We start from the raw sequence: 14,595 nt of genomic DNA on the forward strand, positions 1-14,595 counted from the left end.
CCCGTCACCGGCGGTTCCGGGCCGCTCAGCGGGCGCGGCCGAGGTGGGCTTGCAGCCCGTCGGCGATGCCCCGTGCGGCACGGTCGCGCCAGGCGGGGTCCAGCAGTGCGCGGGCGTCCTGCGGGTCGCGCATGTTGCCGCACTCCAGGAAGACCTTCGGCACCGTGCTGAGGTTGAGTCCGCCGAGATCGCCGCGGGTGTCCAGGCCCTCGCCGTCCCCCGCGTACCCGGCCGGGCGCGCGCCGGTGGCCTCCTCGAAGGCGGTGGCCAGCCGGGTGCCGAGGGCGCGCGAGGGCCCGGCGACCGCGCGGGTGTCGGCGCGGCCCTGGTGCACCGGGGCGGGGACGATCACGTGGAAGCCGCGGGCCCCGGCCGGGGCGCCGTCGGCGTGCAGCGAGACGGCGGCGTCGGCCCCGGCACGGTTGCCCGCCTCGGCCCGCTCGTCGACGCAGGGGCCGTACGGGACGTCGCCGTCGTGCGTGAGGGTCACTTTCGCGCCGCGCTTCTCCAGGTCGGCGCGGACGCGGTGGGCGAGGTCGAGGGTGAACTCCGCCTCGGGTTCACCGGAATCGGTAGCGGTGCCCGTGGTGTCGCATTCCTTGCGGTCCGTCCCGATGTCGACGGTGCGGGCGATCTCCTGGACGTGGTCCTTGTTGTGCGGGTTGTGGCCCGGGTCGATCACGATGTGCCGGCCGGCGAGCGGCTTCGCGCGCTCCTTCGTGGCGCGGTCCGCGCCGCCGGACGCGGCGGTCTCCCCGGACTTCCCCGAACTCCCGCCCTGCTCGGGCCCGTTCGCCAGCATCCAGGTGAGCCCCGCCACGACGCACAGCGGGACGAGCCCGGCGAGCACGACGAGCGGCGCCCTGCGGCGGCGGCCGTACGCGGGTGCGGGCGAGGACTCCGGGCGGTCCGGACCGGTGGGGGGAGGGGTGGGGCTGAGGTACGACACGGCTGTCGATGCTAATGCCTGGCCGAAAACCGCCGGTCCCCTCCCCGGGACCCCTCTCCCCCCGTCGGAGCCGGTCGTCTCCCTCGTCGGAGCGGTCAGATCCCGCTGCCGGTGCGCCGCAGCACCCGCAGCGAACCGGTCACCGAGACCTCCGTGAACGCCCCGGACTCCAGCGCCCGGCGGTAGATCCGGTACGGGGCCTGGCCGCCGTCCGCCGGGTCGGGGAAGACGTCGTGGATCACCAGCAGTCCGCCCGGGGTCAGGTGCGGGGCCCAGCCCTCGTAGTCGCCGGTGGCGTGCTCGTCCGTGTGCCCGCCGTCGACGAACACCAGGCCCAGCGGCCCGCTCCAGGCGGCGGCGACCCGCGGCGAGCGGCCGACCAGCGCGATCACCTGCTCCTCCAGTCCGGCCGCGTGCAGCGTCCGCCGGAACGTGGGCAGCGTGTCCATCAGCCCCGTCGCCGGGTCGACCACCTCGGGGTCGTGGTACTCCCAGCCGGGCTGCTGCTCCTCGCTGCCCCGGTGGTGGTCGACGGACAGCACGTCGAGCCCGGCCGTGCGCGCGGCGTCGGCGAGCAGCAGGGTGGAGCGCCCGCAGTAGGTGCCGATCTCCAGCAGCGGCAGGCCGAGTCCGGTGGCCTCGACGGCGGCGGCGTGCAGCGCCAGTCCCTCGTCGACGGGCATGAAGCCCTTCGCCGCCTCGAAGGCGGCGAGGGTTTCGGGCTGCGGTGCGGGGATGGCGGCCTGGCTCATCGGGTCCTCTTCTCGCGGTGACGCGCGGCGGGTGCGCGCGGCGGACGCGACCATGCTGCCGCACGGCCGGCGGGGCCGGGGACGGAGGCCGTCGCTGACCTTCCGTCAGAATGAAACGTGTTCTACTCTGCCCGGCATGGCGATGGCTGTGCTGAGCGGCAACGGAATCGGAATCACCGACGAACAACGGGAGCTCGCGGAGGCCGTACGGGGGTGGGCGGCGCGCGCCGTCCCGCCCGAGGAGCTCCACAAGCGGGCCGACGCGCCCCCCGGAGGCCCGGGCCCGCGCCCCGTCTTCTGGCCCGAGCTCGCCGGGCTCGGCCTCACCGGACTGCACGTCCCCGAGCGGGCGGGCGGGGGCGGCGGCACCCTGCTCGACCTCGCCGTCGTCCTGGAGGAGACCGGCCGGGCCGCGCTGCCCGGCCCCTACCTCCCCACCGTCCTCGCCGCCGAACTCCTGCGCCGCGGCGGCCCGGACGAGCTGCTGCGCGCCGTCGCGAGCGGCACGACGACCGCCGCCGTGGCCACCGAACCCGGCGCCATGACGGCCGTCGCCCTGGGCGAGGGCGGGTACCTGCTCGACGGCACCGCGCCGCCCGTCCCCGGCGCCGGTGAGGCGGACCTCGTCCTCGTCGCCGCGCAGGCCGCCGAGGGCACCGTCTGGCTCGCCGTCGACGCCGGAGCGCTCGGCATCCGCGTCCAGGACGGCGTCGACCCGCTGCGCGGCTGCGCCGAGGTCACCGCGGACGGCGTGACCGTACCGGCCGCGCGGCGGCTCGGGGACGGGGTCGACGGCGTCCTCGTGCGGGACCTGGCCGAGGTGCTGCACAGCGCCGAGGCGTGCGGGATCGCCGCCTGGGCGGTGGAGACGGCGGCCGGACACGCGCGGGTGCGCGAGCAGTTCGGGCGGCCGATCGGCCAGTTCCAGGGGATCAAGCACCTGTGCGCCGACATGCTCGTCCGGCTCGAACAGGCCCGCGCGCTCACCTGGGACGCGGCCCGCGCCGCCGGCGAGGACGACCCGCGGGTCCGCTCGCTCACCGCCGCGCTCGCCGCGAGCAGCGCGCTGGAGGCCGCGTTCGGCTGCGCCAAGGACTGCGTGCAGATCCTCGGCGGCATCGGCTTCACCTGGGAGCACGACGCGCACCTCTACCTCCGCCGCGCCCTCGCCGTCCGGCAGCAGCTCGGCCCCGGCAGCGCGCACCAGCTGCGCGCCGTGCGGCTCGCCTCCGAGGGCGTACGGCGCGAGCTGCGGCTCGAACTGCCGCCGGAGGCCGGCCCGCACCGCGAGGCCGCGCGCGAGGCGCTCGCCGCGGCCGCCGGACTCGACCCCGCCGCGGCCCGCCGCGCCCTCGCCCCCACCGGCTACGCCGCACCGCACCTGCCCGAGCCGTACGGGCTCGGCGCCGGACCCGTCCAACAGCTCGCCGTGCAGCAGGAGTTGCGGGCCGCCGGGGTCAAGGTCAGCGACCTGGGCATCGCCACCTGGGTCGTCCCCTCGCTGCTCGCCTACGGGACGGAGGAGCAGCGCGAGCGGCACCTCGTGCCGACGCTGCGCGGCGACGTCCTGTGGTGCCAGCTGTTCTCCGAGCCGGAGGCCGGCTCCGACCTCGCCTCGCTGCGCACCCGCGCCGAACGCACCGAGGACGGCGGCTGGCGCGTCACCGGGCAGAAGGTGTGGACCTCGGCGGCCCAGTGGGCGGACTGGGGCATCCTCCTGGCCAGGACCGACCCCGGGGCGCCCAAGCACCAGGGGCTCACCTACTTCCTCGTCGACATGAAGAACACCCCCGGCATCGACGTCCGGCCGCTGCGGGAGATCACCGGGGACGCGCTCTTCAACGAGGTGTACCTGGACGACGTGCGGCTGCCCGCCGATGCCGTCGTCGGCGAGGTGGACAACGGCTGGAAGGTCGCCCGGCACACCCTCGGCAACGAACGCGTGCACATGGCCGACCAGATGACCTTCGACCACGGCCTCGAAGCCCTGATCGCCCGGGCGGGCGAGGCCGACGGCTCGGTGCAGGCCCGGGTCGGCGCGCTCGCCGCCGAGGCGCACGCGCTCGCCTGCATCGGCATGCGGACCACGCTCCGGCAGGTCGCCGGCGCGGACGCGGGCGCCGGCGCCTCCGTACGCAAGCTGATCCAGACCCCGCACCAGCAGCGCGTCGCCGAGCTCGCGCTCGAACTCCTCGGCCCGCAGGGCGCGTCGGCCGAGGGCGAGGCACGGCGCGCGGTGCACGGGTTCCTGATGTCCCGGTGCCTGACCATCGCGGGCGGCACCACCCAGGTGCAGCTCAACGTCGTCGCCGAGCGGCTCCTCGGGCTGCCCCGCGACCCGGAACCGCGCCCCTTCACCTGAGCTCCTCCGCCCCAACTCCCGTCCCCTGGAGGCAATCCATGAGCGGCAAGGCATTCGTCGTCGGCGTCGGGATGACGAAGTTCGAGAAGCCCGAATCGCGCGACTGGCAGTACTGGGACATGGCCGAGGAGGCGGGCGGGGCCGCGCTCGCGGACGCGGGGATTCCGTACGCGCTCGTCGAGCAGGCGCCCGTCGGGTACTGCTACCAGGCGTCCACGGCGGCGCAGCGCGCGGTGTACACCCTCGGGCTCACCGGCATCCCCGTCTACAACGTCAACAACAACTGCGCGACGGGCTCCACGGCGCTGATGATGGCCCGGCAGTTCGTCGCCTCGGGGCTCAACGACTGCGTGCTCGCGCTCGGCTTCGAGAAGATGAAGAAGGGCGCGCTCGGCGGCGGCAGCGACGGAGGGGACTTCAAGACCTCACCGGTGGCCCGGCACTACGGCGTCATGGCGGCAGGGCACGGCTTCGAGATGTCCCCGCCCACCGCGCAGATCTTCGGCAACGCGGCCCGCGAGCACATGGAGCGCTACGGCACCACCCCGGCCCAGCTCGCCGCCGTCGGCGAGAAGAACCACCGGCACTCGGCGCACAACCCGTACGCGCAGTTCCGGGACGTCCACAGCCGCGAGGACATCCTCGCCTCCCGCACGATCCACGACCCGCTGACCAAGCTCCAGTGCTCCCCGACCTCGGACGGCGCCGCCGCGGCCGTCGTCGTCTCCGAGCGTTTCGTCGACGAACACGGGCTGCGGGGGCGGGCGGTGGAGATCGCCGGGCAGGCGATGACCACCGACACCGAGGAGTCCTTCGCCTCGGGCTCGTGCATCGACGTCGTCGGCCGGCCGATGTCGCGGGAGGCGGGCGCCCGCGCCTTCGCCGAGTCCGGGCTCGGCATCGAGGACGTGGACGTCGTCGAGCTGCACGACTGCTTCTCCGTCAACGAGCTGCTCACCTACGAGGCGCTCGGCATGTGCGGCGAGGGCGAGTCGGGCAAGCTCGTCGAGGACGGGGCGACGACGTACGGCGGGCGCTGGGTCGTCAACCCCTCCGGCGGGCTCATCTCCAAGGGGCACCCGCTCGGCGCGACCGGCATCGCCCAGTGCGCCGAACTCGTCTGGCAGCTGCGCGGCGAGGCCGAGGCGCGCCAGGTCGACGGGGCACGTGTCGGTCTGGCGCACAACATCGGCCTCGGCGGCGCCGCCGTGGTCACCGTCCTGCGCCGCTGAACCGGCCTCCGGGCGCGCGGCGCACGCGTTGCGCGCCCCCGCGCTGTCGGTGGCGGGCACCACAATGTCCGGCGCGGGGGCAGGACCGAGCGGGAGGCGGAGCGCATGAGCGAGGACAGGCCGTTGACGGGCCGGGTGGCCCTGGTCGCCGGGGCCACCCGGGGCGCGGGCCGCGGCATCGCCGTCGAACTCGGCGCCGCGGGCGCCACGGTGTACGTGACGGGCCGCAGTACCCGGGAGCGGCGTTCGGAGTACGACCGCCCCGAGACGATCGAGGAGACGGCCGAGCTGGTCACGGCCGCGGGCGGGCGGGGCGTCGCCGTCCCCGCCGACCATCTGGAGCGCGAGCAGGTGCGCGCCCTCGTCCAGCGGATCGACGAGGAGCAGGGGCGGCTGGACGTCCTGGTCAACGACATCTGGGGCGGCGAGCTGCTCACCGAGTGGGAAACCCCGCTGTGGGAGTACGACGTGGACAAGGGGCTGCGGATCCTCCGGCTCGCCGTCGACACCCACCTGATCACCAGCCGCTACGCGTTGCCGCTGCTGCTGCGGAACCCGGGTGGCCTCGTCGTCGAGGTCACCGACGGCACGGCCGAGTACAACCGCGAGAACTACCGCGTCTCCTTCTACTACGACCTCGCCAAGACCGCCGTCCTGCGCACCGGCTTCGCGCTCGGGCACGAGCTCGGTCCGCGCGGCGCGACGGCCGTGGCGCTCACCCCCGGCTGGCTGCGCTCGGAGATGATGCTCGACCACTTCGGCGTCACGGAGGAGACCTGGCGGGACGGGCTGGCCACGGAACCGCACTTCGGCATCTCCGAGACCCCGCGCTACGTCGGCCGGGCCGTCGCCGACCCCGAAGTGGCCCGCTGGAACGGCCAGTCGCTCTCCAGCGGCGGCCTCGCCGGGGTCTACGGGTTCACCGACGTCGACGGCAGCAGCCCCGACGCCTGGCGGTACCTCGTCGAGGTCCAGGACAAGGGCCTGCCGGCCCGCACGGAGGACTACCGCTGAGCGGACGCGGTTGCCCGGGGGCGCGGCTGCGGGTGAGGATCCGTCACGCCCGACCGGCCCCGAACGCCACCTGGAGCGCACCCCCGTGACCTTCCGCTACGACGACGTGACGGCCGCCGCGGCCCGGATCGCCGGACACACCCGCCCGCTGACGCTCTGCCCCGCCGACCCCGGCGAGTTCCATGCCGCCGGGTCCGCCGGGTCCGCCGGGGACACGGCACGGGTGTGGCTGGCGCAGGAGTTCCTCCAGCACACCGGCTCGTTCAAGGCGCGCGGGGCGCTCAACTTCCTCTCCGCGCACCGCGCTTCGGGCACCCTGACGGACGCCGGGGTGGTCATCGCCTCCGGCGGCAACGCGGGTCTGGCCTGCGCCTGGGCCGCCGCGCGGCACGGCGTCCCCGCGGTCGTCTTCGTCCCCGAGACCGCCCCCGCGGTCAAGGTCGGCAGGCTGCGCGCGCTCGGCGCCGAGGTGCGGCAGACGGGCACGGAGTACGCGCAGGCGCAGGAGGCGTCCCGGCGGTACGTCGAGGAGACGGGCGCGCTCGCCGCGCACGCGTACGACGACCCGCTGGTCGCCGCGGGCGCGGGCACGCTGATGGAGGAGGTCCACGCGGCCCTGCCGGAGCTCGACACGGTCGTCGTCGCGGTCGGTGGCGGCGGCCTGTTCGCCGGGGTGGCGACGGCGGCGCGGGAGCACGGCGTCCGGGTCCTCGCCGTCGAGCCGGAGCACTGCCGGGCGCTGAACGCGGCGATCGGCGCCGGGGAGCCGGTCGACGTGCCGGTCGACTCCGTCGCCGCCGACTCGCTCGGCGCCCGCCGCGTCTCCGGCACCGCGCTGGAGCGGGCGCTGAGCCCGGACGTGCGCTCCCTGCTGGTGCCGGACGAGGCCGTCGCGGCGGCCCGTCGGGCGCTGTGGGACGGGCGGCGGCTGGCGGTGGAGCACGCGGCGGGCACGGCCCTGGCCGCGCTGACCTCGGGCCGGTACGCACCCGAGCCGGGCGAGCGGATCTGCGTCGTCCTGTGCGGCGCCAACACCGACCCCTCGGACCTGGCCGGCGTCCCCGCCTGAACCGGCCCCCGGCCAACCCATCGACCCTAGCCCCCGGCGGGCGATCGGCACGCGGGGAAGGGCGTGCGGAGGGACTTGGGGCCCGGCCGGTGTCGGTGTCCGCACGGGCCCGCGGGCCGTGAGACCAGTAAGTCATGCAGTACGACAAATCCTCCGGGGTCTCCTCCCGGCCCGCGCCCGGCACCGCGTCCCGGGCCTCCGTCCGCTCGCGCCGAGCCGTGCTCACCGGTGCCGTCGGCGCCGGTGCCGCGGGTGTCTGGGCCCTCGTCGCCGGCCTGCCGGCGGGCGGCCACGACCCGACCGGGGGCCGGGCCCTCCGCGGCGCCGCCGCCCCGGGCCGCGCGCCCGGCACCTCCGCCCGCGCGGCCGCGGCCCCGGCCGCCGCCGCGCGCCCGCCCGCCCACCGCACCCGCGCCTTCGCGGGCGCCGCGCGGGGCCGCACCGGCGCGGCCGGCACGCGCCCGCCGACCTTCGTGCGGGAGCGGGCGCACCGCACCCTCCCGCGTCCCGGCAGGCGCATCGCGCTAACCTTCGACGACGGCCCGCACCCGGTGCACACCCCCGCGATCCTGCGGGTGCTGCGCCGGTACGGGGCGCAGGCCACGTTCTTCGTCCTCGGCGAGTGCGCCGCGCGGCACCGGGACCTGGTCCGCCGGATCGCGGAGGACGGGCACGTCGTCGCCAACCACACCTGGAGCCACCCCGACCTGACCCGGCTCGCGCCCGCGGGCGTCCGGGACGAGCTGGGGCGCACCAGCGAGCTGATCCACCGCACCCTCGGCGTCCCGCCGCACCTGGCCCGCGCCCCGTACGGTGCCTGGGACCGCGCCTCGCTGCGGGTGTGCGCCGGGCTGGGCATGGAGCCGGTGGGCTGGTCCGTGGACACGGCCGACTGGCAGCGGCCCGGGGTGGACGCGATCCGCTCCCGGGTGCTGCGCAGCGCGGATTCCGGCGCGATCGTGCTGGCCCACGACGGCGGCGGCGAACGGACCCAGACGGCCAGGTCGCTGGAGCAGTACCTGCCCCGGCTGCTGGACCGCGGCTTTGCCGTCGTCCCGGTCGAGATGGCCCTCTGACCCGCGTCCGGCGCGGGCCGCGTTCCGGGGCGGATCGGCCTTCCGGAGGAGCGGGTCCTAGGACCCCGGCGGACGGGGCGTACGCCGAACATCCCGCTGTGCGGTGTCGGTGCCGGGTGCGAGCATGTCGGTCATGGTCCGAACGTCTCCAGAACCCGGCACACCCGCGTCCACCGCCGCGTCCCCGACAGAGCGTCGCGGCGCTCCCGCCCATCTGTGGGCGGTGGTTCTCGCCGCGTGTGCCGGTCAGTTCCTCGTCGTGCTCGACGTCTCGGTGGTCAACGTCGCGCTGCCGTCCATGCGCGCCGACCTGGGGCTGAGCGGTGCCGGACTGCAGTGGGTGGTGAATCTCTACACGCTGACCTTCGCCGGGTTCCTGCTGCTCGGCGGGCGGACGGCGGACCTCTTCGGGCGCAAGCGCGTCTTCCTCGCCGGGCTCGGGCTGTTCACCGCGGCGAGCCTCGCGGGCGGGCTGGCGCAGGAGCCCTGGCAGCTGCTGGCGGCCCGCGCCGTGCAGGGCACGGGCGCCGCCGTCCTCGCGCCCGCGACGCTCACGATCCTCACCACCTCCTTCCCGAAGGGCCGGGCCCGCACCCGCGCGATAGGCACCTGGACGGCCGTCGGCGCGGGCGGCGGGGCGGCCGGCGGGCTCGTCGGGGGAGTGCTGACGGAGGCGCTCTCCTGGCGCTGGGTGCTGCTGATCAACGTGCCGATCGGCGCGCTGGTGCTGATCGCCGCGGCGCTGTGGGTCACCGAGACCCGGGACGGCGCGGCGCGGCGCAAGCTGGACGTGCCGGGCGCGGTCCTCGTCACCGGCGGTCTCGGCGCGCTCGCGTACGGCATCGTCCAGTCGGAGACGGCCGGTTGGGCCTCCGCCGCCTCGCTGGTTCCGCTGGCCGCGGGGCTGGCGCTGCTGGCGGTGTTCGTCCTGGTGGAGCACCGGACGGCGGTGCCGCTGGTGCCGCTGAAGCTGTTCCGGCTGCGGACGGTGTCGGCGGCGAACGCGGCCATGTTCGTCTGCGGCCTGGCGATGTTCTCCATGTGGTATTTCGTCTCGCTGTACATGCAGCAGGTGCTGGACTACTCGCCGCTCCAGGCGGGCCTCGGCTTCATACCGCAGTCGGCGAGCATCATCATCGGCTCGAAGGCGGCGCCCCGGCTGATGCACGCCTTCGGCGCGAAGCGCCTGGCGCTGACGGGCGTCCTGTTCGCCGCCGCGGGCGCGCTCTGGCAGAGCGGGATGCACGCGGGCGGCAGCTATCCGGGGACGGTGCTCGGCCCGGGCGTCCTGCTGGCGTTCGGCGCCGGTCTCGCCTCCACCCCGCTGGCCGCCGTGGCGACCTCGGGTGTCTCCTCGGGCGACGCGGGGCTCGTCTCGGGCCTGGTCAACACCTCGCGCACGATGGGCGGCGCGCTCGGTCTCGCCGTGCTCTCGACGGTCGCGGTGGCGCACAGCGGCGGGGAGGAGGGCCCGGCCGCGCTCGCCTCCGGCTACGGGCAGGCGTTCCTCACCAGCGCCTCGGTGCTGGCGGTGTGCTTCGTCGGCATGCTCTTCTTCCTGCCGCGCGCGGAGGCGGAGGAGCCCCCGCACGAGCCCCCGCACGAGGAGCAGCCGGACGGCCGGATTCCGCATGAGCCGCGCCAGGGCGAGCAGAAGCCCCAGGAGCACAGGCCCGGTGCGCACACGCACGACGGGCAGCGGCACGGCGACGAGGACGGACATGAGCGGGACGCACGCGACGGGGACGGACGTACAGGTGGACCGGCCGGGGACGACGGCGGGGCCCCGGTCCCCGGAACCGCCCGCGGCTGAGCACCCCGGAGAGGCCGCCCCGCGCTTCCCCGCGACGGGCCGCCGGGTGCTCGTCAGCGGTGCCTCGCGCGGCCTGGGCCGGGCGCTGGCACGGGAGTTCGCGCGCAACGGCGACACCGTGGCCGTGCACTACGGCACCCGCCGCGAGGAGGCGGAGGAGACCCTCGCGAGCCTCCCCGGCACGGGGCACGCGCTGATCGGCGCCGACGTCTCCGACCCGGCGGACGCCGCCCGGCTGGTGGCCGAGGCGGCAGCGGCGCTCGGCGGCATCGACGTCCTGGTGAACAACGCGGCCGTCAACACCCCGCATCCGCCCGCCTCCTGCGGCTACGAGGAGTGGGCCGAGGCGTGGCAGCGGCACACCGCGGTGAACCTCCTGGGCAGCGCGTACCTGAGCCACCGGGCGGCGGCGCACATGATCGAGCAGGGCGGGGGCGGCCGGATCGTCAACATCGGTTCGCGCGGCGCCTTCCGCGGCGAGCCGGACCACCCGGCGTACGGCGCGACGAAGGCCGCGGTGCACGCGATGGGGCAGTCGCTGGCCGTGGCGCTGGCCCCGTACGGCATCGGCGTCGCGTCCGTGGCGCCCGGTTTCTTCGCGACGGAGCGGGTCGCGCACCGGCTGGAGGGCGCCGAGGGCGAGGCGATCCGGGCGCAGAGCCCGTACGGGCGGGTGGCGCGGCCCGAGGAGATCGCGGACGCGGTGCTGTGGCTCGCCTCGCCGCGCGCCGAGTGGAGCTCGGGCACGGTGCTGGATCTCAACGGGGCTTCCCACCTGCGGACTTGAGCCCGTCCCGGCTTTCGGGACGGCGGCGGCAGCGCATTTCTGACGGGGCGTCAGGGGGCTTCCCAAGTACCGGGGCGTGCGTTATACAGGTTCCACCGGTGAGAACGTGTTCTCGTTCGGGGGGCTTTCTCGCCGCTCAGGTACGACTCCGGCCCGACCGACGGTGCGGACGGCCGGGCCGGAGTCTTCCCCCGCGCCGTCGCCGCTGATCCGAGGAGCGTTGCCCCGATGCCCATCGACGCCGAGAAGGCACTCGCCGCCGAACCCCGCCGGACCACGATCAGCTGGGGCCACAAGGACGTGCAGCTCTACCACCTGGGCCTGGGTGCGGGCGTCCCCGCGACGGACCCCCGCGAGCTGCGCTACACGCTGGAGAGCCAACTGCACGTCCTGCCCAGCTTCGCCACCGTCGCGGGAGCCGGGATGGGCGTCGTCGGGGGGATGGGCGCACCCGGCATCGACGTGGACCTCGCCGCCGTCCTGCACGGCTCCCAGAACGTCGAGACGCACCGGCCCGTACCGGTCGACGGCGAGGCCGAACTGACCTCGCGCGTCGCCGCCGTCTACGACAAGGGCAAGGCCGCGGTGATCGTGCTGCGCACCGAGGCCGCCGACGCGGACGGCCCGCTGTGGACGGCCGACGCGCAGATCTTCGTCCGCGGCGAGGGCGGCTTCGGCGGCGAACGCGGCCCGTCCCAGCGGCTGGAGGTCCCCGAACGCGCGCCCGACCACGTGGTCGACCGGCCCGTCCGGGAGGAACAGGCCCTGCTCTACCGGCTCTCCGGCGACTGGAACCCGCTGCACGCCGACCCCGCCTTCGCCCGGCTCGCGGGCTTCGACAAGCCGATCCTGCACGGCCTGTGCAGCTACGGCATGACCCTGAAGGCCGTCGTCGACACCGCGCTCGACGGCGAGGTCGCCCGGGTCCGCGGCTACGGCACCCGCTTCGCCGGAGTCGCCTACCCCGGCGAGACCCTGCGCGTGCGCATGTGGCGGCAGGCGGCGGACCGCATCCAGGTGACCGTCACCGCCGTCGAGCGGGACGAGGCCCCGGTCCTCGCCGACACCGTCGTCACCCACGACTGAACCGGCGCGGCGCGGACGCCCCCGGAGAAGAGCGCACAGAGAAGGAACGTCCCGGAACGCACAGAAGGAGCCGCCCCGTGCGCGCAGCCGTACTGCACGAGACAGGACAGGACAAGCTCGAAGTCCTCGACGACGTCGAGACGGTGGGCCTCGGGCCCGGGAAGGTCCGGCTCCGGATGCGTGCCGCCGGGCTCTGCCACTCGGACCTCTCCGCGATGAACGGCGTGCTGCCGCAGCCCGCGCCCGTCGTCCCGGGGCACGAGGGCGCCGGCGAGGTGCTGGAGACGGGCGAGGGCGTGACCGGTCTCGCGCCGGGGGACCGGGTGCTGGTCAGCTGGCTCCCCGCCTGCCGTACCTGCCCCTCCTGCAAGCGCGGGCAGACCCACCTGTGCCTCACCGGGTTCATGAACGCGGGAACGCCCAACTTCAAGCGCTCCGGCGGCGGTCAGGACGTCTTCGGCTTCGCCGGGACCGGCACCTTCACCGAGGAGACCGTCGTCGACGCGGCCTGCGCCGTGCCGATCCCGGACGACCTGCCCTACGACGTCGCCGCGCTGATCGGCTGCGGGGTCACCACGGGGCTCGGCGCGGTGTTCAACACCGCGCGGGTGGAGGCCGGTTCGTCCGTCGCCGTGATCGGCTGCGGCGGTGTGGGCATCAGCGCCGTCCAGGGGGCGCGCGCTTCCGGGGCCGCGCAGGTCGTCGCCGTCGACCCGGTGGAGTCCCGGCGGGAGGCGGCGCTGCGCTTCGGCGCGACGGAGGCCGCCTCGCCCGGGGAACTCGCCGACGCCAAGCGACGGCTGACCGCCGACGAGGGCTTCGACTACGTCTTCGAGGTCGTCGGCAAGTCCGCGACCGCGCGCACCGCGTACGAGACGACGCGGCGCGGCGGCACGCTCTGCGTCGTCGGCGCGGGCGCGCTCGACGACCACCTCCAGATCAACATGTTCGAGCTGTTCTTCGACGAGAAGCGGATCCTGCCCTCCATGTACGGCGGCGGGGACGTGCTGCGCTCCTACGACCGCGCGATCGCGCTGTGGCGCGCGGGACGCGTCGACCTCGAAGGGCTCATCACCCACCGCGTCCGGCTCGACGAGATCAACGACGCGCTCGACCAGATGCGTTCGGGAGTGTCCCTGCGCACCTGCGTCACGATCTGAGCCCGCGTCCGGGAACCGTCACGCACCGTCAGAGGGGATTCGGGTACATGTCTTTGCAGGGGAAGACCGCAGTCGTCACCGGCGCGGGCCGCGGGCTCGGCCGGGTGGAGGCCCTGGAGCTGGCACGGCTCGGCGCGAACGTCGTCGTCAACGACTTCGGCCAGCCGGGCCGGGACGGCTCGGGCGAGGCGTCCGCCGCACCGGCCGAGCAGGTGGCGGCGGAGATCCGGGAGGCGGGCGGCCGGGCCACCGCGCACGTCGGGGACGTCGCCGACACCGAGCAGGCCCGCGAGCTGGTCACCGCGGCCGTCGACACCTACGGCTCCCTGGACATCCTGGTCAACAACGCGGGCATCCTCCGCGACCGGATGGTCTTCTCCATGAGCGAGGAGGAGTGGGACTCCGTCATCCGCGTCCACCTGCGCGGCCACTTCAACACCACGCACTTCGCCGCCGCACACTGGCGCGCGGCCTCGCGGGAGGCGGGCGGCCCGGTGTACGGGCGGATCGTCAACACCTCCTCCGAATCCTTCCTCGCCGGCTCCGCCGGACAGCCCAACTACGCGGCGGCCAAGGGCGGCATCGTCGGCCTCACCACCTCGACGGCGGCGGCGCTGACCAAGTACGGGGTGACGGTCAACGCCATCTGCCCGCGCGCCCGCACCCGCATGACGGAGGACGTCTTCCAGGGCTTCGAGGTGCCCAAGGAGGGGCTCGACCCGCTGGCACCCGAGCACGTGGCCCCGCTGGTCGGCTACCTCGCGTCACCGGCGGCGGCGCGGGTCAACGGGCAGGTGCTGGTGGTGCACGGCGGAATGGTGGCGCTGCTGGAACGGCCCAGGGTGGCCGCGCAGTTCGACGCGGAGGGCGAGACCTTCACGCACGAGGAGCTGGACCGGCGGCTGACCCCGTACTTCGCGGAGCGCCCGGAGAAGGAGAACTTCGCCGCGGCCGAGGTCCTGGCCCTGCGCAAGGGCGCCTGAGCGCGGGGGAGTCCGGGGGAGCGGAAGAGCCGGGGGGCGAGGGGCACCCGCGGCCGTGGCCCCGCCCGGCGGAGGAGAACCTCCGGCGGACGGGGCCACGGCGCGGGCCGACGGGTCCGCGTCAGGCGGCGCCGCTCACCTGTCCCGTGTCCTGCGCGGGACGGCGGTGACGACCCCGCGTGGCTGCCTCGGTCTCTTCCGAAGTGGCCGCAGGACCCCGGTGTTTGCCGCTGCGCGGCTGCTCGTCGGGGGTGTCGGTCTGGGTCTCGGACATGACCAGGTAACTCCGTGGATCTCATCGCTCCGTCGTGC

The 14,595-nt window shown here is 75.3% G+C and carries 13 protein-coding genes; 10 read left to right on the forward strand and 3 right to left on the reverse strand.

From position 1 onward, the window contains the following. Window positions 1-25 precede the first annotated feature (25 nt). Window positions 26-949, reverse strand: a complete 924-nt coding sequence (locus HCC30_RS23185) for an N-acetylmuramoyl-L-alanine amidase (protein ID WP_346776768.1) — start codon at window positions 947-949, stop codon at window positions 26-28. A 95-nt stretch (window positions 950-1,044) separates the two neighbouring features. Next, on the reverse strand, window positions 1,045-1,701 hold the full coding sequence (locus HCC30_RS23190) for a class I SAM-dependent methyltransferase (protein WP_169444691.1): 657 nt from the start codon (window positions 1,699-1,701) through the stop codon (window positions 1,045-1,047). A 142-nt stretch (window positions 1,702-1,843) separates the two neighbouring features. Between HCC30_RS23190 and HCC30_RS23195 the strand changes: the two genes are divergently transcribed. The 10 genes from HCC30_RS23195 to HCC30_RS23240 all read left to right on the forward strand — a co-directional run bounded on the left by HCC30_RS23195 (window position 1,844) and on the right by HCC30_RS23240 (window position 14,283). After that, the gene (locus tag HCC30_RS23195) at window positions 1,844-4,063 is read left to right on the forward strand and encodes an acyl-CoA dehydrogenase (RefSeq protein WP_169444781.1); all 2,220 of its coding nucleotides are present in this window, start codon (window positions 1,844-1,846) and stop codon (window positions 4,061-4,063) included. Window positions 4,064-4,101: 38 nt separating this feature from the next. After that, complete coding sequence (locus HCC30_RS23200; RefSeq protein ID WP_169444692.1) at window positions 4,102-5,295, forward strand: lipid-transfer protein; 1,194 nt, start codon at window positions 4,102-4,104, stop codon at window positions 5,293-5,295. A gap of 105 nt (window positions 5,296-5,400) precedes the next feature. Next, a complete protein-coding gene (locus HCC30_RS23205; protein ID WP_169444693.1) occupies window positions 5,401-6,309 on the forward strand; it encodes an SDR family oxidoreductase in 909 nt (302 codons plus the stop codon). 85 nt (window positions 6,310-6,394) lie between these two features. Next, window positions 6,395-7,378, forward strand: a complete 984-nt coding sequence (locus HCC30_RS23210) for a serine/threonine dehydratase (RefSeq protein WP_169444694.1) — start codon at window positions 6,395-6,397, stop codon at window positions 7,376-7,378. A gap of 134 nt (window positions 7,379-7,512) precedes the next feature. Continuing rightward, window positions 7,513-8,454, forward strand: coding sequence for a polysaccharide deacetylase family protein (locus HCC30_RS23215; RefSeq protein ID WP_169444695.1), 942 nt, complete (start codon window positions 7,513-7,515; stop codon window positions 8,452-8,454). Window positions 8,455-8,587: 133 nt separating this feature from the next. Further along, window positions 8,588-10,267, forward strand: a complete 1,680-nt coding sequence (locus HCC30_RS23220) for an MFS transporter (protein ID WP_169444696.1) — start codon at window positions 8,588-8,590, stop codon at window positions 10,265-10,267. A 46-nt stretch (window positions 10,268-10,313) separates the two neighbouring features. Beyond that, window positions 10,314-11,054: an SDR family oxidoreductase gene (locus HCC30_RS23225; RefSeq protein ID WP_346776769.1), complete on the forward strand. Its 741-nt coding sequence runs from the start codon at window positions 10,314-10,316 to the stop codon at window positions 11,052-11,054. A 228-nt stretch (window positions 11,055-11,282) separates the two neighbouring features. Then, the gene (locus tag HCC30_RS23230) at window positions 11,283-12,140 is read left to right on the forward strand and encodes a MaoC/PaaZ C-terminal domain-containing protein (RefSeq protein ID WP_169444698.1); all 858 of its coding nucleotides are present in this window, start codon (window positions 11,283-11,285) and stop codon (window positions 12,138-12,140) included. 77 nt (window positions 12,141-12,217) lie between these two features. Continuing rightward, window positions 12,218-13,300, forward strand: a complete 1,083-nt coding sequence (locus HCC30_RS23235; RefSeq protein WP_169444699.1) for a Zn-dependent alcohol dehydrogenase — start codon at window positions 12,218-12,220, stop codon at window positions 13,298-13,300. Window positions 13,301-13,347: 47 nt separating this feature from the next. Beyond that, window positions 13,348-14,283, forward strand: a complete 936-nt coding sequence (locus HCC30_RS23240; protein WP_169444700.1) for a 3-oxoacyl-ACP reductase — start codon at window positions 13,348-13,350, stop codon at window positions 14,281-14,283. A 121-nt stretch (window positions 14,284-14,404) separates the two neighbouring features. Here the strand turns inward: HCC30_RS23240 and HCC30_RS23245 are convergent, their stop codons facing one another. Further along, entirely contained in the window at window positions 14,405-14,557 is a 153-nt protein-coding gene (locus HCC30_RS23245) for a hypothetical protein (RefSeq protein ID WP_169444701.1), read from the reverse strand. Window positions 14,558-14,595 lie beyond the last annotated feature (38 nt).

Origin of the sequence: Streptomyces sp. HNM0574 (assembly GCF_012726235.1) — a bacterium.
In the GTDB taxonomy this organism is placed as follows: Bacteria; Actinomycetota; Actinomycetes; order Streptomycetales; family Streptomycetaceae; genus Streptomyces.

Coding starts and splice junctions, on each gene's coding strand:
- HCC30_RS23190 (WP_169444691.1), bottom strand. CDS start 1,701: ATGAGCCAGGCCGCCATCCCCGCACCGCAGCCCGAAACCCTCGCCGCC.
- HCC30_RS23195 (WP_169444781.1), top strand. CDS start 1,844: ATGGCTGTGCTGAGCGGCAACGGAATCGGAATCACCGACGAACAACGG.
- HCC30_RS23200 (WP_169444692.1), top strand. CDS start 4,102: ATGAGCGGCAAGGCATTCGTCGTCGGCGTCGGGATGACGAAGTTCGAG.
- HCC30_RS23205 (WP_169444693.1), top strand. CDS start 5,401: ATGAGCGAGGACAGGCCGTTGACGGGCCGGGTGGCCCTGGTCGCCGGG.
- HCC30_RS23215 (WP_169444695.1), top strand. CDS start 7,513: ATGCAGTACGACAAATCCTCCGGGGTCTCCTCCCGGCCCGCGCCCGGC.
- HCC30_RS23220 (WP_169444696.1), top strand. CDS start 8,588: ATGGTCCGAACGTCTCCAGAACCCGGCACACCCGCGTCCACCGCCGCG.
- HCC30_RS23230 (WP_169444698.1), top strand. CDS start 11,283: ATGCCCATCGACGCCGAGAAGGCACTCGCCGCCGAACCCCGCCGGACC.
- HCC30_RS23240 (WP_169444700.1), top strand. CDS start 13,348: ATGTCTTTGCAGGGGAAGACCGCAGTCGTCACCGGCGCGGGCCGCGGG.
- HCC30_RS23245 (WP_169444701.1), bottom strand. CDS start 14,557: ATGTCCGAGACCCAGACCGACACCCCCGACGAGCAGCCGCGCAGCGGC.